16 protein-coding genes are annotated in these 20,525 nt (G+C 69.0%); 6 read left to right on the top strand and 10 right to left on the bottom strand.

The window, feature by feature from the left end:
• Window positions 1-7 precede the first annotated feature (7 nt).
• From GCN81_RS12835 to GCN81_RS12825, 3 genes are all read right to left on the bottom strand, one after another.
• Complete coding sequence (locus tag GCN81_RS12835) at window positions 8-436, bottom strand: hypothetical protein (protein ID WP_156724689.1); 429 nt, start codon at window positions 434-436, stop codon at window positions 8-10.
• Window positions 437-465: 29 nt separating this feature from the next.
• A complete protein-coding gene (locus GCN81_RS12830) occupies window positions 466-1,173 on the bottom strand; it encodes a peptidase inhibitor family I36 protein (protein ID WP_156724688.1) in 708 nt (235 codons plus the stop codon).
• Window positions 1,174-1,366: 193 nt separating this feature from the next.
• Complete coding sequence (locus GCN81_RS12825) at window positions 1,367-1,897, bottom strand: AfsR/SARP family transcriptional regulator (protein WP_231626682.1); 531 nt, start codon at window positions 1,895-1,897, stop codon at window positions 1,367-1,369.
• A gap of 578 nt (window positions 1,898-2,475) precedes the next feature.
• Here GCN81_RS12825 and GCN81_RS12820 point away from each other — a divergent pair.
• Window positions 2,476-6,510 (top strand): GDSL-type esterase/lipase family protein, encoded by a 4,035-nt coding sequence (locus GCN81_RS12820; protein WP_231626681.1) that lies wholly within the window; start codon window positions 2,476-2,478, stop codon window positions 6,508-6,510.
• Window positions 6,511-6,630: 120 nt separating this feature from the next.
• Complete coding sequence (locus tag GCN81_RS12815; RefSeq protein WP_156724687.1) at window positions 6,631-6,960, top strand: hypothetical protein; 330 nt, start codon at window positions 6,631-6,633, stop codon at window positions 6,958-6,960.
• A 31-nt stretch (window positions 6,961-6,991) separates the two neighbouring features.
• Here the strand turns inward: GCN81_RS12815 and GCN81_RS12810 are convergent, their stop codons facing one another.
• The 6 genes from GCN81_RS12810 to GCN81_RS12785 all read right to left on the bottom strand — a co-directional run bounded on the left by GCN81_RS12810 (window position 6,992) and on the right by GCN81_RS12785 (window position 14,850).
• Window positions 6,992-8,788 carry an acyltransferase domain-containing protein gene (locus GCN81_RS12810; protein WP_231626680.1) on the bottom strand — a complete coding sequence of 599 codons (1,797 nt, stop codon included), beginning with the start codon at window positions 8,786-8,788 and terminating at the stop codon, window positions 6,992-6,994.
• Between the two features lie 137 nt (window positions 8,789-8,925).
• Window positions 8,926-9,207, bottom strand: coding sequence for an acyl carrier protein (locus GCN81_RS12805; RefSeq protein WP_156724686.1), 282 nt, complete (start codon window positions 9,205-9,207; stop codon window positions 8,926-8,928).
• A 135-nt stretch (window positions 9,208-9,342) separates the two neighbouring features.
• Window positions 9,343-10,638 (bottom strand): ketosynthase chain-length factor, encoded by a 1,296-nt coding sequence (locus GCN81_RS12800; protein ID WP_156724685.1) that lies wholly within the window; start codon window positions 10,636-10,638, stop codon window positions 9,343-9,345.
• Complete coding sequence (locus tag GCN81_RS12795) at window positions 10,638-11,900, bottom strand: beta-ketoacyl-[acyl-carrier-protein] synthase family protein (RefSeq protein WP_156724739.1); 1,263 nt, start codon at window positions 11,898-11,900, stop codon at window positions 10,638-10,640. Before GCN81_RS12795 ends, GCN81_RS12800 begins: the two co-directional genes overlap by 1 nt.
• Window positions 11,901-12,236: 336 nt before the next feature.
• A complete protein-coding gene (locus GCN81_RS12790) occupies window positions 12,237-13,823 on the bottom strand; it encodes an acyl-CoA carboxylase subunit beta (RefSeq protein WP_156724684.1) in 1,587 nt (528 codons plus the stop codon).
• A gap of 238 nt (window positions 13,824-14,061) precedes the next feature.
• Entirely contained in the window at window positions 14,062-14,850 is a 789-nt protein-coding gene (locus GCN81_RS12785) for an AfsR/SARP family transcriptional regulator (protein ID WP_156724683.1), read from the bottom strand.
• 253 nt (window positions 14,851-15,103) lie between these two features.
• Here GCN81_RS12785 and GCN81_RS12780 point away from each other — a divergent pair, with 253 nt between their 5' ends.
• From GCN81_RS12780 to GCN81_RS12765, 4 genes are all read left to right on the top strand, one after another.
• A complete protein-coding gene (locus GCN81_RS12780) occupies window positions 15,104-15,442 on the top strand; it encodes a hypothetical protein (RefSeq protein ID WP_156724682.1) in 339 nt (112 codons plus the stop codon).
• Window positions 15,443-15,471: 29 nt separating this feature from the next.
• On the top strand, window positions 15,472-17,724 hold the full coding sequence (locus GCN81_RS12775; protein WP_325065104.1) for a TOMM precursor leader peptide-binding protein: 2,253 nt from the start codon (window positions 15,472-15,474) through the stop codon (window positions 17,722-17,724).
• Between the two features lie 194 nt (window positions 17,725-17,918).
• Window positions 17,919-19,070 (top strand): sensor histidine kinase, encoded by a 1,152-nt coding sequence (locus GCN81_RS12770; RefSeq protein ID WP_231626679.1) that lies wholly within the window; start codon window positions 17,919-17,921, stop codon window positions 19,068-19,070.
• Window positions 19,071-19,106: 36 nt separating this feature from the next.
• The gene (locus GCN81_RS12765; RefSeq protein WP_197287599.1) at window positions 19,107-19,718 is read left to right on the top strand and encodes a response regulator transcription factor; all 612 of its coding nucleotides are present in this window, start codon (window positions 19,107-19,109) and stop codon (window positions 19,716-19,718) included.
• Here the strand turns inward: GCN81_RS12765 and GCN81_RS12760 are convergent.
• Entirely contained in the window at window positions 19,694-20,524 is an 831-nt protein-coding gene (locus tag GCN81_RS12760) for a 4'-phosphopantetheinyl transferase family protein (protein ID WP_156724679.1), read from the bottom strand. The two genes, GCN81_RS12765 and GCN81_RS12760, sit on opposite strands and share 25 nt — an antisense overlap.
• Window position 20,525 lies beyond the last annotated feature (1 nt).

The raw sequence follows: 20,525 nt of genomic DNA, 5'->3' as shown, positions 1-20,525 counted from the left end.
TCGGTCGTTAGAACTTGTGGTTGACGACTAGGGCGTTGCCGAAGACGTCGTAAACCGAGACAGAGCCGCCCTGCTCCGGGTCCTTCCAGTCATCGAAGGCCGACGCGACGGCAGCCGCAGCCGCCATGCCGTCCTCGACGGGGGTCGGACCACCGTTGATGTCGGTGGAGACATAGGCGTTGCCCGTCTTCGCGTCCCATTCGCCGATGACGCGCTGTACCCGGGTGGCCGCTTCCTTCTGCTCGTCCGTTCCGTGGGTGCTGACCCACGTACGGAAGTCGGCGGCCTGCTTCTTCGACCGCGACTTGTCCGGGTCGGAGGGAAGGGTCGACCTGTCCGCGGACTCGCCCTCGGGGACGGTCTCGATCAACGCGCATCCGGCGGTCAGGCCGATGGCCAGGACGACTGCGCCGAGTACAGGAACGGAGACGCGCATCTCTGAGCTCCTTGACGAACGCACGGGGTTCAGAACTTGATGGCGTCCGCCTTGTCGTTCCAGTTGCCGCCGTAAGGGTAGTCGTACTTCGTGAAGTTGGGCCACAGGGAGTACTTCGCGCCGAGGACCAGCTTCGGGTCGGGCATTCCCGTACGGAAGTCGTACAGCCACACCCCGCGCTGCGGACGGTTCACGTAAGCCGAGGTAGCCTTGTCGCGGAAGCTGGGGCTGTACTGGTTGAGGTGGCGGGTCTTCGACTCGGCGTACGTGGGCCACTGGAGGCGCCGACCCGAGTAGTTGGCGTCCTGCCACAGGCACACCCAGCCGTTGGGGCAGTCCTCGTACTTGCGCGTGGACGCGGCCAGGGCGGCGGCACCCATCCGGGCCTCTGCCGTGGGGGCCTGCTTGGCAAGCTGCTTGTTGGATTCCCGCTCGGTGTCGAAGCACTCCATGGTGCCGTCCTCGGAAACCTCCGCACACACCTGGGCGCCGTTGAGGTCGTCCGATTTGGGGTCGACCTTCTCGCCGTTGTAGTACATGTCGACCTTCGGCGCGTTTTTCAGCTCCTCGCGCACTTCCCGCTCCTCTTCCGGAGTGGCGGTGCCGGAGATGGGAGCGGGAGCGTCAGCGGGAACAGCGGGAACAGGGCTGTCGGCGTACGCGGACGTAGTGACCAGCAGAGGTGCGGCGACGGCGAATGCGACGGCCGCTATGGACGCACGGGTGCGTATGTGCACGGAGGTTCTCCTGTGAAAGTACAGCGCTATTCAGATGGCCGGAGTTCTGATGTGATGACATCACTGGCCAGCGATGGCCAGGCTATCCATCTGACTCTCTTTCAGATCTCTTGAGCGACGAAGTACGCGGAAGCACACCGAAGGGGCCGGAACGCTCCAGCGTTCCGGCCCCTCTCGCGTCCTTCGCCCTGGACTACGCGGCGAGCTGGAGGCTCTGGTCCAGCACCGCCTGCATGGTGTCCCGCAGCCGCCGCCCCGGCAGGATGCCGATCTCGTCCATCAGCGTCCGCTTGGCCTGGTGAAAGACGGCGAGCGCGTCGGCCTGGCGTCCGGCGTCGTAGTAGGCGTGCATCAGGCCTACGTAGAGATCCTCGCGCAGCGGGTCATCGGCGACCAGCCGCTCCAGCCGCGCGATGGCTTCATCATGGCGTCCCAGCCGCACATCGATCCTGGCACGCTGTTCCCACGCGGCGACCCGTTCACGGTCCAGCGTCTCCGCGCGGGCGCGCATCCGCAGGGACGTGACGTCCGCGAGTGCCGCCCCTCGCCACATCGCGAGGGCCTCGTCGAGTCGCGTGGAAGCGGACTGGTACTCCCCCGCCTCACAGAACTCCCGCACCTCGCCCATCACGTCACGGAACGCGAAGACGTCGATCTGTGCGGCGGGAAGCCGCAGTTGGTAACCAAGGCTGTGCGAATCAAGAATTCCACGGTCGACGCCCACACCTTCAAAGGCGTCGCGAATCATCCAGGCGCTGTTTTGCAGTTGACTAGACGCCGTTCTCGGCGGGTTCGCGTCCCAGGAATCCTCGATGAGTGAACCCTTTTCCACGATCCGCCCCGGATTCAGGGAAAGGCTGGCGAGGAACCTCAGCTGACGTTGCCCTTGAACAGGGATTCTTACGTCGTCGCCACACATGGCGGTAACTGGCCCCAGAAGCTGAATGGTTACATGCAAAGACGAACTGCTCACGTATCCCCCCACGTGATGATGATCTGCGTCACACTTCCCGCCTTACGTGAATCGCGGGTCAGGCGATTCACAAGAGGCTGGCCCAGACCATTTTTCCATTGTCAGGTGAGCCTCTGCAAGTTCGTTTCGGCGTGGTCGAGACCGCTCGGAGAGACACCGAGCCTACGGTCACCGCCAGCGCGCCGGACCGCACCCCTGCCCCCACCCCGGGGCGCCGTGCGGTCTGGCGTCCTGCCGTGAACCGTAGAGAGAAAGTTTCCTCAGTGATACGCACGTCCGTATCCAGGCGACTGCGGGTACCCCTGGTTCTCACGGCCACCAGCTTGTTGGTGGCCGGACCTCTGGTCCAGCAGTCACTGGCCGCAGAACCCACGCCGCCCCCAGGGGCGGCGAACGGCTGGTCCGACACCCAGGCCCCGACACCAACCCCTGCCCCCCGCTCCGGCGTCGTCTCCGACGCCGGAGCCGGAGACGAAGAGGCGAAACCCCGTCAGATCCCGGAGAAGGAGCGCTCGGCCACCCTCGGCAAGGACTACCGACGCTCCGGGGACCGGGCGTGGACCACGTCCGGCGACGGCACGGGCTTCCACCTGCTCATCGCCGACGAGAAGACCGGCTACGCGTGGAAGACCGCCGCGTCCCTGGCGGAGGAGGGATTCGACACCGACACCTGGATCGGCAACGCCTGCGTCACCGGCGACGGTGACCACGCCGTGGTCACGTACGCCCCGCGTACGTTCACCAACAAGCCGAACCTGATGGCCCGGGGCGCCTTCGCCGCCACCGTCGACCTCGACAGCGGGAAGGTCACCAAGCTGCCGCACACGGTCAGCCTGGCCTACTTCTCGCCGGGTTGCGGGACCGGGAACCAGGCGGTGCTGTCCCAGTTCTCCGATGAGGCCACATCGGACAAGAACGAGACCCGGCTCATCAGCGTCGACGCCACCACGGGCAAGACCGGCGCTCCGCTCAAGCTGGACGGGCAGGTCACCTCGGCCGTTCCCGTCAACGGAGGCTTCGTCGCCGCTGACGGCGCACGCCTGGTGAAGCTGGACAAGAGCGGGAAGCGAACGGCGCTCACCCGGACCAACAACGTCCCGTTCCAGGTCACGGCCGACGCCGAAGGCGGCGTGACCTTCCTCGACCGCAGCGCCTCACGCGGCTATGTGAAGCGCCTGGACGCCGGTCAGCTGGCGGGCCGGAGCGCGGCCCGGGCCAAGAAGGCTCCCGCGACGGCCCAACAGTCGGCACTCGTACGGAAGTCGGCACCGGCAGCCGCACCCGCACCCGCACAGGCGAAGGCCACCACCCTCGCCGAGGGTGGCCTGACCGACTTCGACCTGTCCGCGACCGCTGGCGGAAAGGTCTTCGTCACCGGAAAGGCCAAGCGGGCGGCCACCCTGCCCAAGGCCGTCGCCATGCCGGGCGGCATCGACAAGGGCGCCCAGGTATCAACCCTCGGCCGCGCCGCCGTGAAGGCGAGCTGGGCCGACGGCAAGGACACCCGTATCCGCCCCGAAGAGGCGCTGACGGCCCGCACCGCGCGGATCGACATGAAGCACCTGGCCACGGGCAAGAAGCCGGTGTTCGAGGCCAGCCCCGCCGGCACCCCGGTCGCCGACAAGACCGCCCCGGCCGCCCCGTCCCCGGCCCTGACCGGTGGCTCCGCGCGCCCCGCGGCCACCTCCCCGAAGTCCGGGACCAGCGCTCAGAAGGCCGGGACCAACTCCCCGAAGTCCGCGAGCGCCGCGCCCACGCTCCGTACGTCGATCGCCGAGCCGGAGAGCGTGCGCACCTGCGCCGTGGAGCGCGGCAACCCGCAGAAGCAGGCGTTCCAGCCCAAGCCGCGCCAGGTCGAGTGGGCGGTGGACCAGGCCATCACCAACAACCTGGACAAGCACATCCGCCGTCCGGCGAACTGGAAGAACATGGGCATGGGGGCCTACAGCCCGCAGGCCCTGGCCGGTGGCCTCACCAAACTCAAGGGCGGCGGCCGTATCCCGGCCCAGGTGATGCTGGGCATCACCGCCCAGGAATCCAACATGTGGCAGGCGACCCGATTCGCCGCGCCCGGAGTCACGGCCAACAGCCTCATCGGCAACTACTACGGGATCAAGCACAACGCGCACGGTGAGGTCAACGACCCGTGGGCGATCAAGTGGGCCGCCGCCGACTGCGGTTACGGCATCACCCAGGTCACCGACGGCATGCGGCTGCCGGGTAAGCCGTACGAGAACGGCACGGTGCGTCCGTCGCTGCCGCGCGGTACGCAGGAGGCCATCGCGCTGGACTACAGCGCGAACATCGCCTTCGGTGTGAACATCCTCGCCGACAAGTGGAACCAGACCTACGACGCGGGCATGACCGTGAACAACGGCGCGCCGAACAGCATCGAGAACTGGTTCTTCGCGCTGTGGGCGTACAACTCCGGCTTCTACCCGAAGTCCCAGGCCGCCTCGAACGACGGCAAGTGGGGCGTCGGCTGGGCCAACAACCCGGCGAACCCCACCTACAAGCCGAACCGCACCCCGTTCCTGGAGAACTCCAACGGCGGTGACGAGTACTCGCACGCCGCCAAGCCGCAGTACTGGCCGTACCCGGAGAAGGTGATCGGCTGGGCGGCGCGTCCGCTGGAGGCGCTGGAGGCGCCGGGCAAGCTGGTGCACGGCTTCCGCCCCGCCTGGTGGACGTCCAACAAGTACCGCACCGAGGCGAAGCCTCCGGTCGACCTGTTCTGCAACCTGCGCAACGACTGCGACCCGAAGAAGATCAAGGAGGGCGCGTCCAACGACTCTCCCGCCCAGGGTCCGTGCCAGCGCGGCGACTGGAAGTGCTGGTGGAACGAGCCGGTCGAGTGGAAGGACTGCACGAAGGCCGAGTGCGGCTTCGAGCTGCTGCGGTTCAACGACTCCTACAAGGAGGAGGCCGACGGCAACTCCCACCCGCCGTCCTGCGCGCAGAACCTGCCCCTGGGAACGGGCATCGTCGACAACCTCAACTCCGGGCAGCGCATCGCGGGTGCGGATTTCAGGAGGTGCTCGGACACCGCGCAGACGTCCGGATCCTTCAAGTTCGACTACGCCTCGCCGTCGGCGAAGATGGACCTCCACCAGCTCGGCGCGGGCCGCGGCAACCACTTCTGGTTCTCCAACACCCACAAGGCGTCCTCGGCCGACGCCAAGCGGCTGAAGGTCACCGGTACGTGGACCTACGGGCAGGACATCGACGGGTGGGCCCGGGTGATGGTGCACATGCCGAACATCGGCGCCCGCAGCCAGCAGGCGACGTACACCGTGCACGGCACCGACTCCACGTCTCCGGTCCGGGTCGCCCCGCAACGTACGCGTGAGAACCGCTGGGTCTCGCTGGGAACCTTCAAGTTCACCGGCACACCGAAGGTGTCCCTGTCCAACATCACCGAGGAAGGCAACTCGGTGAACGTGGCCTGGGACAACGTGGCGTTCCAGAAGCTGCCGGGCAAGCCCACGCATGTGGTGGGCATGGGCGACTCCTTCGCGTCGGGCGAGGGTGCCTCCACCAAGGACGGCGACGACTACTTCAAGGAGACCGACTACTCCGAGAAGATCGGCGACACCGAGATCCGCAACGCCTGCCACCGGTCCAAGCTGGCCTGGGCGCGGGTCGCGAAGCTCCCCGGCAAGTCCAAGTCGATCGGTGAACTCTCCGACTCGCACAGCAAGGACGTGGACCTGAGCTTCATCGCCTGCTCCGGGGCGCGCACGTACAACGTGCTCCCCGGCGGCAGAAACCAGTGGGGCGACTCGCTGCCGCAGATCGATCTGGGATACCTGGACCAGAACACCTCACTGGTCACCATCGCGATCGGTGGCAACGACGCACGGTTCTCCAACATCATCCAGGCGTGTGTGATCCCGGGTATCACCTGCCCGAACGGCTACCTGGACGAGAAGCCGATGCACAAGGAAGTCCCCCGCATCATCACCGAAGAGGTCAAACCGGCGGTGCAGAAGACCCTCGCCGAGATCAAGAAGCGAGCGCCGAAGGCGAAGGTGGTCCTGATGGGCTACCCGCCGCTGCTGGACGGCACCTGCGTTCCGAACATCGACAAGGCGGAGGTCGCGTGGATGAACCACACGGTCGCGCCGCTGCTCACCGAGCAGATGAAGGCAGCCGCTGACGCCACCGGGTCGGTGTTCATCGACCCCGCGCCCGAGTTCAAGGGCAAGGCGATCTGCGGAGACCCGGAGTCGATCCACGGTGTCGTGATGACCGGACGCAGCGACGCGGACAACGCCGCGCCACAGCCGTCCATGAAGTCCTTCCACCCGAAGACCGCTGGCGCCCGGCTCTACGCCGACGCCCTGGAACGCGGCCTGAAGTAACGCGAAGTAACGTGAAGTAACGCCAGCACACCGGCAGGGCCCCCGAATCCCGGGGGCCCTGCCTCACTCCGCCACAACCCGCTCACCGCTCACCGCTCACCGCTCAGGACAACGCCTCTCATGACCAAGCCCCACGCCCCCACCACCAGCCAAGACCAGCCGCCGACCTCCCGGGCGGAGGCCGGAATGACCGCCTTCCTCCTGGCCCTCGACACGCTCGCGTTCTTCGTCCCCTGGGTCGGGATCGTCGGCCTGGTCGGCTGGGACCCCGGAGCGGAGTCCCCCGGCGACTCCAGCGCCGAGTACGGCATAGCGGCACTCATCGCGGCACTCATCGGCGCGGCCTCCACCTGGTTCGTCAAAGCCCTCGGCTTCCGCACGGCGACCGCCGTCCACGCCGTGTACTTCACCGTGATCGTCCTCGTCTTCGCCGCAGGCGCGGCGACCTGACCTCATTGAGGCACGCGGCGGGCCGAGTGCGTCAGGCCGTCGCCGTCGCCAGGGGGCGGGGGCCGGGCGCGTTCGGGGTCGTCTGGCCGGGGGTGGGGGTGCCTTCGGCGCTCCAGGTCCAGAGGCGGGAGAGGGCTACCAGGTCCAGGTCGTGGCCCTCGGTCCACAGGCGGGATGCCGCGCTGAGTACCGACTGGCGGTCGGCCTCCGCCGTGCCTGGGCGGGAGGGGAGCAGGGGGATGGCGGCGCTGGCGGCCAGGCGTACCGCGCGGTGCCTGCGGGCGAAGGCGGTCAGGGTCTGGCGTGGGCCCGCTTCGATGAGGAGCATGTCGTCTACCGCGAGGAGCGATTCCAGGGCCTGTTTGAAGTAGACGGTGTCTGTTATCTGGCGGGCCCAGAAGCGCGGGCTCAAGGCGTCCTGCGGGGTCAGCAGGTCGCCGGTGTAGCCGGAGTAGAGGGGCAGGGTCGGTTCGCGGAGGGGGATGGTGCGGTAGGCCGACTCGACGGCGTCTGAGGCGGGGGCCATCGCTGGGGAGTGGAAGGGGCTCGTGGCGGGCACCTTGACGACCGTCAGGCCGTCGGCCCGGAGCCGCCGCTCGACCTCGGCCAGGGGTTCGGCCGAACCCGCCAGCATCGTCTGCTGGTTGGCGTTGACCGCGGCGATCGCCACGTCCACCGTCAGGTAGGGGCGTAGCTGGTCCTCGGTGGCGGCTACGGCGAGCATGCCACCGGCCGGGATACGTACGGCCTGGCGGACGCGCTCCATCATCATCGCGGCCCCGTCGGGCAGCGACACCACCCCGCTCAGGGTCGCGGCGACCAGTTCGCCCGCGCTGTGGCCGAGCATCGCGGCGGGCTTGACGCCCCAGCTCAGGATGAGGCGGCCGAGTGCGTAGTCGACCGCGAAGAGCAGTGGCTGGGCGCGGCGTACGTCGTCGATGGGGATCTGGGGTGCGGCCGGGTTGAGCCAGTCCGCCCTGATCCGGTCGCCCTCGCCGTCCATGTGGGACAGCGCGGCGTCGACCGCCGCCGTGAACACCGGCTCGCGCCGGTAGAGTCCGGCGGCCATCGCGGCGTGCTGGGAGCCCTGGCCGGGGAAGAGCAGCGCGATGGGCCGGGCGCCGCGTACGGTCACCGGCCGCGCCTTGTGAACGGCGGCGGAGGACAGCGGTGCGACGGTGACGGCGGCGCCACGGACCGGGCCCGGCTTGGAGCCGCAGGGCACGGCGGTGGGCAGGGCCGGGAACGCCTCGCTGTGCAGACCGCCGAGGAGCGGCATCAGTTCGCCGCGGACGCGCTTCTCGTCCTGGAGGTCCTGGCCCGACCAGAGCAGCAGCCGGTGGTGGGAGGGGTTGGTGTCCCGGCGGCCGTAGTGCAGGGCGCGCAGCGGGGGTGTGATGTCGGGATCGGCGATCGCGGTGGGGTCGATGGTGCCGAGTACGGTGTCGTTGTCCGCGATCGCCTCGGCGGCGCGCTTGACCGCGTACACCGTGATGGTGTCTGGGTCCGGCTCGCCGAATCCGGCGACCAGCGCGAAGTCGGCGGTGCCGTCCTGGAGTTCCTGGTGGGCCAGGCGCAGCGCACGGCCCGGCGATGAGGCCGTACGGACTTCACAGCCCTCGTGTTCCGGCGCGAGGGCCGGGTCGGGCGCGGTGGCGCCGACGTAGACGACGGTACGGGTCGGCAGCTGCTCGGGGGCGCGGCCGAAGGCCCGCAGGACCGCCGAGACAGCCGCGGCGGACGCCGCGACCGGTGCCCGGCCTGACGCGCCGGACCCGGGGCTGACGACCAGCCTGCGGATCACCGCGCTGTACGCCGTGAGCGACATGGTTTCCCTCCGTTGGTATTGCTGCTAGTCCGCGGTTCTACTGGTCTGCCCCGAGCGGTTGGGAGAAGTGGGAAGTCAGGGAAGTGAACGGCCGCCTCGCCTACGGGGGAAGGTGGGCGAGGCGGCCGTGTACCGGCTCAGGCAGCGGACTGCTGGCCGGCGTTGATGAGGGCGAGCAGGGCGCCCGGGGTCTCCGCGTCGACGACCGCGTCGTCCGGGATCTCTATGCCGTATTCGCGCTGGATCTGGCCGATGACCTGGAGCAGGGCCAGCGAGTCGTAGCCGAGGTCGATGAACGGGGTGTCGATGACATCGCCGTCCAGGTCGACGCCCTCCTCTTCGCCCGCGCTCTCGCGGAGCATCCGGGTCAGGTCGGCGAGAGTGACCGCGGTGGTGGTCGTGGAGGTGGTGGAGGTCATGGGTGGGTGTCCTTCCAGTGCTCGGTCAGCTCGGTCAGCTCGGTCAGCTTGGTCGGCTATTTGGTAACTACCGGTCCGCAAGGCTCGGCCGGTGCTCAGGGAGGGGCCGGTACGCGCGGCCCGCTCGCGGGGCGTTCAGGGCACGGGCTGCCGTACGACCAGGGCCGCGTTGAAGCCGCCGTGGCCACGGGCGAGCACCAGCGCGCTACGGAGCTCCCGCTCGCGCGGCGCTCCGGTGACCAGGTCGAGCTGGTACTCGGGGGCAGCCTCGGATACCGGCGCGGTGGGCGGGATCACCCCGTCGCGCAGGGCGAGCAGCGCGGTGGCCGCGTCCAGCGCCGCGCCACCGGCGAGCAGCCTGCCGGTCATCGACTTGGGCGCGGTGACCGGTACGCCGTACGGCCCGAACAGCCCGGTCAGCGCCTCGGCTTCGGCCCGGTCGAGCGCGGGCACCCCGGAGGCGTCCGCGAAGACCACGTCGATGTCCTCGGGGGTCAGTCCGGCGTCCGCGATGGCGTTCTCGGCGGCCCGGCGCAGCCCCGGCGGGCGGCCGGAGCCGGGGGCGGGGTCGAGCGTGGCCGCGTACCCGGCGACCTCGCCGTACACGTGCTCGGCGCCGCGCTCGCGCGCTGACGCGGCGTCTTCGACGACGAGGATCGCGCCGCCCTCACCCGGTACGTAGCCGCTCGCGTCGGCCGCGAAGGGCAGGAAGGCGCGGGCCGGGTCGTCCTCGGTGCTCATCAGCCCGGAGGCGATCTGCGGCACCCAGCCCCAGGGGCAGACGGCCGCGTCGACCCCGCCGGAGACCACGACCGGGAAGCCCTTGCGGACGTGCCGACGCGCCTGGCCGATCGAGTCGATGCCGCCCGCCTGCTCGCTGAGCAGGACGCCGCTGGGGCCGCGCATCTTGTGCCGGATGGAGATCTGGCCGGTGTTGACCGCGTAGAACCAGGCGAAGGACTGGTACGCGCTGACGTACTCCTTGCCCTTGCTCCACAGGTTCTCCAGCTCACGCTGGCCGAACTCGACGGCGCCACCGGACGCGGAGGTGACCACCCCCATGCCGTACTCGGGCAGTTGGGAGGTGTCGATCCCGGCGTCGGCGAGCGCCCAGTCGGCGGCGGTGAGCGCGAGCCGGGTCATGTGGTCGGTCTGCGGGAGGAGTCGGCTGGGGATGTGTTCCTCGGCCGTGTAGCCGGGAACCTCACCGGCGATACGGGACGGGTACTGGCTGGCGTCGAAGCGGGTGACCGGGCCGATGCCCGACTCGCCCGCGAGCGTTGCCCGCCAGTAGTCCTCGGTGCCGAGGCCGTTGGGCGCGGTGATGCCGAGCCCGGTCACCACCGTGCGCGTACGCGTGCCCGTACCGGTACTCGTGCCCGTACCGGTACTCGTGCTCGTACCGGTACTCGTGCTCGTGCTCGTGCTCATCAGACGCTCCTCTCCGGACGGGCCAGCACCATCGCGCTCTGGAATCCGCCGAAGCCGCTGCCCACGCTGAGGACCACGTCGCTGCGCTTCTCGCGGGCGGTCAGCGGGATGTAGTCGAGGTCCAGATCCGGGTCGGGATCGTGCAGGTTGGCGGTGGGGGGCAGCACGGAGTGCTCCATCGCCAGGGCGCAGGCGGCGATCTCCAGGGAGCCGATCGCCCCCAGCGAGTGCCCGATCATGGACTTGATGGAGCTGATCGGGGTGTTGTAGGCGTGGTCGCCGAGGCTGCGCTTGAACGCCCCTGTCTCGTGGCGGTCGTTCATCTTGGTGCCGGAGCCGTGGGCGTTGATGTAGTCGATCGCCGTCGGGTCGATCCGGGCCTCGTCCAGGGCGACGTCGATGGCTTCGGCCATCTCCCGGCCGTCCGGCTTGAGCCCGGTCATGTGGTACGCGTTGCAGCGGGCGGCGAAGCCCGCGATCTCGGCGTAGATGTGCGCGCCGCGGGCCCGGGCGGACTCCAGCTCCTCCAGGATGAGGACGGCCGCGCCCTCACCGAGTACCAGGCCACTGCGGGTCCGGTCGAAGGGGCGGCAGGCGCTCTCCGGGGTGTCGTTGCGCGGCGTGGTCGCCAGGATGGCGTCAAAGCAGGCCGAGGTGATCGGCGAGATCGGTGCCTCCGTGGCGCCCGCGATCATGATGTCGGCGGTGCCCTCGCGGATCAGCTCCACGGCGTGGCCGAGTGCGTCCAGGCCCGAGGTGCAACCGGTGGAGACGACGGCCGCGGGTCCCTCAGCCCGGGCCGCCATCCCCACCTCCGCGGCCATCGAGCTCGGCACGAAGTGCCGGTACAGCTCGGGGACCGCGTACTCGTGGTCGACGTTCCACTTGCGACCGCCGTCACTGACCACGACGTATTCGCGCTCCAGGCTGGTGGTGCAGCCGACCGCGCTGCCCAGTGAAGTGCCGGTACGGGTCGGGTCGATGGCCCCGATGTCCAGGCCGCTGTCGGCGAGCGCCTCCCGGGTGGAGACGACGGCGAACTGCGCGGCGCGGTCGAGGCGGCGGATCTCCTGAGGACTCAGGCCCGCGGCCTTCGGGTCGAAGTCGCATTCCGCGGCGACCTGGGAGCGGAACGGCGAGGGGTCGAAGAAGCTGATGGTGCGGGTGGCGGTGCGCCCCTCGGTGAGCAGGTCCCAGTACTCCTTGACGCCTACCCCGCCGGGCGCCACGACGCCAAGACCGGTGATGGCCACTCTGCGCATCGTCACCGCCTCACCTTCGACTTCGACGGGGTCGGCTGCCGCTTGGGGCGCCGGCCGGCTGGAACTGTGCGGGCCACTGTCGATCCCTTCGTCCGTGACGCTGCCGGGTGGTGCTCGGCTGTGGGGTGCTGCTGTGGGGTGCTGCTGTGTGCTGCGCGTTGGTGTGTTGCTGCGTTGGTGCGGTACGGCGGCCGGGGGGCTCGGGGTCGTGAACTCCCCGGCCGGCCGGGCCGGTCGACCGCCCGCTTGTGGCGTGCCGCCGTTTCCGGTTCCGTCATGGAACGGCTGTGCCCTCGATGGCCACTCGCGTCCGCGTGGACCACCCAATGCACCCGCCTATGTCGGGATATTCCCGTGCTTCCGCGCGGGGATTTCGGCCTGCTTCGCGCGCAGCATGGCCAGCGAGCGGATCAGTACGGACCGGGTCTCGGCCGGGTCGATGACGTCGTCGACCAGGCCGCGCTCGGCGGCGTAATAGGGGTGCATCAGCTCGGACTTGTACTCCTTGATGCGCTGCGCCCGGACCGCCTCGGGGTCGTCGGATGCCGCGATCTCGCGGCGGAAGATGACGTTCGCCGCGCCTTCCGCGCCCATGACGGCGATCTCGTTGGTCGGCCAGGCGAAGGACAGGTCGGCCCCGATGGAGCGGGAGTCCATCACGATGTACGCCCCGCCGTAGGCCTTGCGCAGCACCAGCGAGATGCGCGGCACGGTGGCGTTGCAGTACGCGTACAGCAGCTTGGCGCCGTGCCGGATGATGCCGCTGTGCTCCTGGTCGACGCCGGGCAGGAAGCCGGGCACGTCGACGAGCGTGACCAGCGGGATGTTGAAGGAGTCGCAGGTCGACACGAAGCGGGCGGCCTTTTCGCTGGCGTGGATGTCCAGCACACCGGCGAGCACGGCGGGCTGGTTGGCGACGATGCCGACCGGGTGCCCGTCGAGCCGGACCAGCGCGCACACCACGTTGCGCGCCCAGGCCTCGTGGACTTCGAAGTAGTCGCCGTCGTCCGCGATCTCCTCGATGACGTCCCGGATGTCGTACGACTGTCCAGGGTCGGCCGGTACGAGGTCGACCAGCGAGTCCGTACGCCGGTCGGCCGGGTCGGTGCAGCTTTCGGCCGGGGCCGCCTCCCTGTTGTTGGCGGGCAGCAACGACAGCAGGAAGCGTACGTCGGTCAGACACTCGACCTCGTCGTCATAGGCGAAGTGGCACACACCCGACGTGGTGGCGTGCACGTCGGCGCCGCCCAGGCCGTTGTGGGTGATCTTCTCGCCGGTCACGGCCTGGACGACATCCGGCCCGGTGATGAACATCTGGGAGCTCTCGCGGACCATGAAGACGAAGTCGGTGAGCGCCGGTGAGTAGGCGGCGCCGCCCGCGCACGGGCCGAGCATCACGCTGATCTGCGGGATGACTCCGGAGGCGGCGACGTTGCGGCGGAAGATGCCGCCGTACCCGGCGAGCGCGGTGACGCCTTCCTGGATGCGGGCGCCCGCCCCGTCGTTGAGGCTGACCAGCGGGGCGCCCGCGGACTCCGCCAGGTCCATCACCTTGTGCACCTTGGTGGCGTGCGCCTCGCCGAGCGCGCCGGCGAAGACGCGGAAGTCATGGGCGTACGCGAAGACGGTGCGGCCGTGCACCAGGCCCCAGCCGATGACGACGCCGTCGCCGTACGGCTTGTTGTCCTCCAGGCCGAAGCCGGTCGCGCGGTGCCTGCGCAGCGGTTCTATCTCGGTGAACGTCCCCTGGTCGAAGAGGAGTTCTAGGCGTTCATGGGCGGTGAGTTTGTTCTTGTCGTGCTGGCGGCGGGTGGCGACCGGGCAGGCGCGGCTCACTTCCTCTTTGAGGCGCCGCAGTTCGTCGGTGCACAGCCGTAGCTGGGGGACGCTGGGGAGGGCCGAGAGGTCATCGAGGAGAGTCATCGGCCGAACGTAGGAACGCCCCCTCGAAGGCCGCTTGAGCGCGGACCGTCGGCGGGGGCGCGTCGGCCCAGGTCACGCCCGTACCGGCGGCGGCCACACGTGACCCCCGTCAGCCCGGTCAGCCCGGTCAACCCACGTCAACCCAGGCCTGGGGACAACGGGAGGTCGACCCAGGCCCGGGGACTGTCGTCGGTGGCACGGGCTCCGTAAAGCCTCTGACTCTCAGGACCTCTGACTTCTAGACGGATGCCCTGAGGTCGAGGCCGGGGTCGGCGGACAACACCGCCTGGTGGAGCTGCTGCAGCCGTGGCGACGGCTCAAGACCCAGCTCGTCGACGAGGCTGCCACGCAGCCGCTGGAAGGCCTCCAGCGCCCGCCAGGCGCTCCCGGACCGATGCAGGGCGGTCATCAGCTGGGCGCAGAAGTTCTCGTGCATGGGGTGCCTGGCTGACAGGACCCGGAGTTCAGGCACCAGTTCGGCGTGCCGTCCCAGCTTCAGGTCGGAGTCGATCCGCAGTTCCAGCGACGCCATCCGGTCCTCTTCGAGCCGCAGCACCTCCAGTTCGAGCACCGAGCCGACCCGTACGTCGACGAGTGCCCTGCCGTCCCACATGCCCAGCGCCTTGCCGAGCAGTTCGGAGGCGACCCGGTGGTCGCCCGCCTCGTGCGCGTGCCGTCCGGACGCCGCGAGTTGCTCGAACTCCTGGACATCCACCTGCCCCGGCTGCACCTGCAGCAGATAGCCGCCGTGCTGAGTGATCAGCACGTCCTTGGCCTCCCTGCCGGGGTCGCCGTCCAGAGCCGCCGCGATCTTGCGGCGTAGCTGGAGGATGTAGGTCTGCAGGGTGGTCGCGGCACTGCGCGGGATCTTCTCGCCCCAGATCTCGTCCATCAGAGTCGGTACCGTGACGACATGATCGGCCTGCAGAGCGAGCAACGCGAGAATCTGCCGCGGCTTGGCCGCGGTGGGCAGCACCGAAACTCCGTTCTCGCGGGCGGCGAGAGGTCCCAGTATCTTGATCTCCATTGTGCGCTCCCTCGTTCGCGCAGTTGTCGGTCGACCCCTCCTCGGGGCTGACTTACCTGAGCGTCGAATGAGCCTCGCACCAGGAGCCGTGGAGTCACAGTGACCGGCTCACGAAGCGGCGTATGAAAATGTCATGCCCGGGTGGTGACGGAAACACTGGGCGGCGCGGGGGGCGCCGCTCAGAATCCAACCCTGCGAGACGTCGAACGAAAGCTCTACATCCGTACGAACGTCTAAGATGGGGGATCTTCGTATGCGAACCACCACGAGCACGACCACGATCGTCGCACCTTCTCGCACCGGCACGGACGAACTCACCGAAGAGCAGCGCTTCGCCCTGCTCGCCGCGCGCACCGGGCTTGAGCCCTCGCTGGCTGAGCGGTACACCACTGATCCGGTCTCGGTGCTCGCCGAGTTCGGGCTCTCGGCGACGGAGCCGGTGTACTCCGGTCACGGCGACCAGGACGCGCCGGGCGCAGGGAGCCTGGTGATCGAGGACCTCTCGAGCGTCGAGGGCGCCATGGCAGCGGGTTGCGGTGGCACCGTCTGCGACTGCACCATGCCCCTTCCGTACCCGCCCCTGCAGCACTGATGGCCGCGAATCCGACTCCCACCGTCCGCGTGGGTTTCAAGCGCCACCTGCGGGTCGAGGTCGTGGCGGGCGACGCCGTGTATGTGCTCTCCCCACACGGGGTGAAGGTGCTGCACGGCGACCAGATAGAGGCACTCGCCCCGCTCCTCGACGGCACCCGCACGCTTCCCGCACTCCTGCGGGAAGCGGCGGTGCCTGCCGTCACAGCAGGCCGCGTGCTGCGTCAGCTCGCTGAGGCCGGTCTCATCGGCTACCACGTAACTGCTCCTGACAGCGAGACGGACCTCGCCTCGCTGGCGTACTGGGATCTGCTGGGTGTCGACGCCTCAGCCGCTACGCGGTCCTTGGCCGACAAGCAGGTTCAGGTCATCACCGTCGGCGACGTGGACGCCTCACTGACTCGAAGGGCCTGCCAGGAGTCCGGCCTGACGGTGTCTGACCAAGGCGCGGACGACGAGACGTGCGCGCTGTCACTGGTGCTGTGCGACGACTACCTCGCGGCCGAGCTGCGGGCGGTCGACGCCTGGCACCGCGCGGAGCGGCGCCCCTGGCTACTTGCCGCACCCGGCGGCCCCACTCCGTGGGTCGGGCCCGTCTTCGTACCTGACGACGGCCCCTGCTGGACCTGTCTCACGCACCGAATACGAGCCCAGCGGCACGCCGAGCTCCCGGCCCAGCGGGCGCTGGGGATCAGTGGTCCAATGGCCTGCCCAGCGGCCTCGCTCGCGGCCGGGCGGGCCATCGGCGTGCAGATGGCGGTCCTGGAGACCGCCAAGTGGCTCGCCGGGGCCTACAGCGACCTGCATGAAGGGCTGTTCACTCTGGACACCCGGACCCTGGCCGTCAGGGCGCATCCGGTCAGGCGGCGCCCCCAGTGCCCGGAGTGCGGTGACGTGCGTCTGATGGCCTCCCGAGGATGGCAGCCGGTGGCGATCAACTCCCGCCCCAAGGCGTCCTGGGAGGGCAGTCATCGGGCCATCGCTCCGGAGGACCTGCTCGCCCGCTACCGCCACCTGGTCAGCCCGGTCACCGGCATTGTCAGCGACGTCAAGCGCGACGACAGGTTGCCGAACGGGCTCAACTGCTATGTGTCGGGCAGGAACCTCGCGCTCAATGGGCACTCGCTCGACGCCCTGCGAGGCGGGCTACGCAGTTGCAGTGCCGGGAAGGGAGTTACCTCGACGGAAGCCGAGACGGGAGCCCTGTGTGAGGGGGTGGAGCGCTATTGCGCAACCCGCCAGGGGGACGAGCCCGTGGTGTACGACAGCCTGCGGGGCCTCGGTGACCGGGCCATCCATCCCAACGCGTGCCAGTTGTTCGACGAGCGCCAGTTCCGGGACCGGGAGCACTGGAATGCCCGCAACTCGGCCTTCCAGCAGGTATGCGCGCCCTTCCCTGAAGACCGGCCCACCGACTGGACGCCCGTCTGGTCGCTCACCGAGCACGCTCACAAGCTGCTGCCGACCTCGATGCTGTACTTCTGCCGGGACATCGGCTCCTCCGCGAACGGCCCCTGGGCCGACTCCAACGGCAACGCCGCCGGCAGCAGCATCGAAGACGCCGTCGTCCAGGGCTTCCTGGAGCTGGTGGAGCGGGATGCGGTCGCCTTGTGGTGGTACAACCGCACCCGCCAGCCCGCCATCGACATGGACGCCTTCGACGAACCCTGGCTCGCCGCGACCCGCGAGGCCTACGCGCGAGTCAACCGGACGCTGTGGGTCCTCGATCTCACCGCGGATCTGGGAATTCCCGCGATGGCGGCGATCTCACGGCGCCATGACAAGCCCACCGAGGACATCACGCTGGGATTCGGCGCCCACTTCGATCCGCGTATCGCCCTGCGGCGCGCGGTCACGGAAATGACGCAGTCACTTCCCGCAGTTCTCCATGCAGCATTCAACAACACCGGGTACGCGCTTTCTGACCCGGAATTGATGTCCTGGTGGACGACCGCGACCACACAGAATCAGCCATACCTGGTCCCGGACCCCGGCCTGACGGCCCGGACCCCGAGCACCTACGGCTACTCGCCGCAACCAGACCTGAAGGAGGACGTCAGAACCTGTGAAAGCCTCGCACGCGGTCACGGGATGGAACTCCTCGTGCTCGACCAGACGCGCCCTGACGTGGAGCTTCCCGTAGTCAAGGTGATCGTCCCCGGACTCCGGCACTTCTGGGCCCGGTTCGCTCCGGGGCGCCTCTTCGATGTACCGGTCACTCTCGGTCGCGTCGAAAAGTCTCGTCAGTACGCCGATCTGAACCCGATCCCGCTCTTCCTGTGAGAGCGGAAACGCCCAGGACTGTGGTTCCACCTCGGCAATAGCCCTACCATTCACGCCAGTCCACGTCTGCGTCGAGGAGTCGTCACGTGATTGCGCGGCCGGTTGGTAGGGCAGCAAGCGGCACGTCAGCTAGTACCCCGGCAGTCGGGGAGCTGCCCGTTCCCCGACTGGCTCGGTTCATCACCGTCTTCGCGGTGTTCTGCTACGGGCTCATCATGGTGCTCAACGTGGTGGGCGAATACGCCGACGCACGGAAGACCACGATCTCCATCGGTTGTGTGGTCGCGCTGGTGACGATGCAGGTCATCCACTCCTCGCGCGCGGCGCCCTCCTGGCCCCTACGCCGCAAAGTCGCCCTCCTCTGCCTGCAGGCGGCCATCACCGCTGTGCCCACGATCGCCTACGGGCTGATGTGGGGTTCCATGTGGGGGTTCCTAGGGGGATCACTGCTGCTGATGCTGCCTCGTAAGCCAGCGCTGATCTGCTACGGCCTCGTCTTCATCAACACCGTGGTACTCGCGATCAACATTGCCCCCACCGGTTTGTACGCCATCTATCTCGTACAGTCCAGCGTGCTCGCGACGCTCGTCATCTACGGATTCACCAAGCTCACCGTCCTGATGGACGAACTACTCGCCTCACGCTCCGAACTGGCCCGCATGGCCGTAAGCCAAGAACGCCTCCGCTTCGCCCGCGACCTGCACGACCTGCTCGGCTACAGCCTCTCCGCCATCACGCTCAAGGGCGAGTTGGTGCGGCGGCTGATCGCCGCCAGCCCCGATGAGGCGCAGCGGGAGACCACCTCGCTACTCGAAGTGGCGCGGCAGGCGCTGGGGGATGTGCGGCTGGTGTCCAGTGGGTACCGGGACATGTCGCTGCGCGACGAAGGGGTGTCGGCTGAATCCGTACTCGCCGCGGCGGAGGTGGAGGCCGAGGTCGACATAGACTGTGGTCGACTCCATCCCGTTGTCGACACGGTGTTGGCCACCGCGTTGCGGGAGGGGGTCACCAATATCCTCAGGCACAGCAAGGTACGTTCCTGCACCATCTCGGCCACCATCGAGGGAGAGGAATCGGTTGTGCTCAGGCTGGTGAACGACGGGGCCGACGAGCGGCGGGAAGTCTCCGCGCTGCGGCACGGCGGGGGCAGCGGCCTGGACAACCTCCGGGAGCGGTTCGCCGCGATCGGCGGTCAGCTGACGGCCGGTCCGCTGGAGGACGGGATCTTCCAGCTGGAGGCCCGGGCGCCGCTCAGGCCACGGACCGAGGACGAGGCCGCGGCGCAGGCTCGGGCGGGGGCGGGGGCGGGGGTCTCCGCCGGGGCGTCCGCGATAAGAGCGGCCTGAGGTAGACGGCGTTGATTACCGCGGGGGTTGCCAGTGTTGTCCGTGAAGATCCTGCTCGCCGAAGACGTACACATGGTGCGCGGCGCGCTGGTCGCTCTGCTTCAGTTAGAGCCCGACCTGGAGGTCGTCGCCTCGGTAGACCGCGGCGATGTGATCGTGAAGACCGCGCTGGAGGCCAGGCCGGATGTCGCGATCATCGACATCGACCTGCCGGGTACGGACGGACTCACCGCGGCCACCGAGCTGCATGAGCAGGTGCCCAGCTGCCGGACCCTCATCCTGACCAGCCTGGGCAGACCGGGGACGCTGCGGCGCGCCCTGTCCGCCAGTGTCTCCGGATTCCTGCTCAAGGACTCGCCTCCTGACCAACTCGCGCTGGCCGTACGGTCCGTGGCCGCCGGACAGCGCGTCGTCGACCCGCAGCTCGCCCTCACCGCCTGGGACTCCCCGGACAATCCGCTCACTCCCAGGGAACTGGAGGTGCTGCGGCTCGCCTCGCGGGGAGCCGACGCCGCCGAGATCGCCGGTTGTCTGTTCCTGACCAAGGGGACGGTCCGCAACTACCTCACGGCGATCGTCAGCAAGCTGGGCGCGCGCAACCGCATCGACGCCATCCGCCGGGCTCAGGAAGTCGGCTGGATTCCCTGAGGAGGGCCCCCCAGCAGCGCGTCCAGCATCCCCTCGTCCAGCGTGGTCCCTACGGAGAGGTCGCCGCGCGAGCCGAAGCCGGTGTCGTGCACCGCCACGCTCACCACGTACCGGTCCACGCCGAACGTGCCGAACCGCCACTCCTGGCCGCCGACCGGGGTGCCGTCAGGCCGTACGAGCGTGGCGCCTTCGGACTCGTTCAGAGCGAAGCCGAACTCGGTGAAACGGAACCGCAGGCCCTGGCCGAGTGCCTTGCTGTACGCCTCCTTCAGCGTCCACATACGCACCAGGTTGTCGTTGCGCACCGCGTCCCCGCCCGCGTCGAGCTGCCGCTTCTCAAACGGGGTGCAGGCCTGGAGCTCGGAGCCGGTACCGGCCAGCTTGCGGTCGGCCAGTTCGACGTCGACGCCGATGCGGCCGCTGTGGGTGATGCCGACGACCATCAGGTCCTCGGTGTGGCTGAGGCTGACGTCGATCTGGTCGCAGCCGCGCACGAACGGGCGGCCGCCCGGCTGGTACGCCAGGTCCACCAGGTCGGGCGTGGTGTCGATCGCCGCGGCCGCGGTGTGCCGTAGCAGCAGCCGGGAGGCCAGGAACCGCTCGCGCATCTTGGGGTGGGCCAGGGTCTCGTAGCGGTTCCAGTCCCGGCCGAGCAGCGGGCGCGCCTGGTGGGCGCCCTTGGGCACCCAGGCCGACAGTACGCCGTAGACCACCACGTTTCCCGAGCGGGCGAGTTCGTCGCTGATGGGCCCCCAGGGTCCGCGGGGTCCGTCGGCGGGCAGCGGGTGTGCGATCGGCGGTGTCATC

This window comes from Streptomyces apocyni (assembly GCF_009739465.1).
GTDB classification, from domain to species: Bacteria; Actinomycetota; Actinomycetes; order Streptomycetales; family Streptomycetaceae; genus Streptomyces; species Streptomyces apocyni.
The sequence above is the reverse complement of the archived record's forward strand: the minus strand, read 5'-3'. Positions and strand labels throughout refer to the sequence as shown.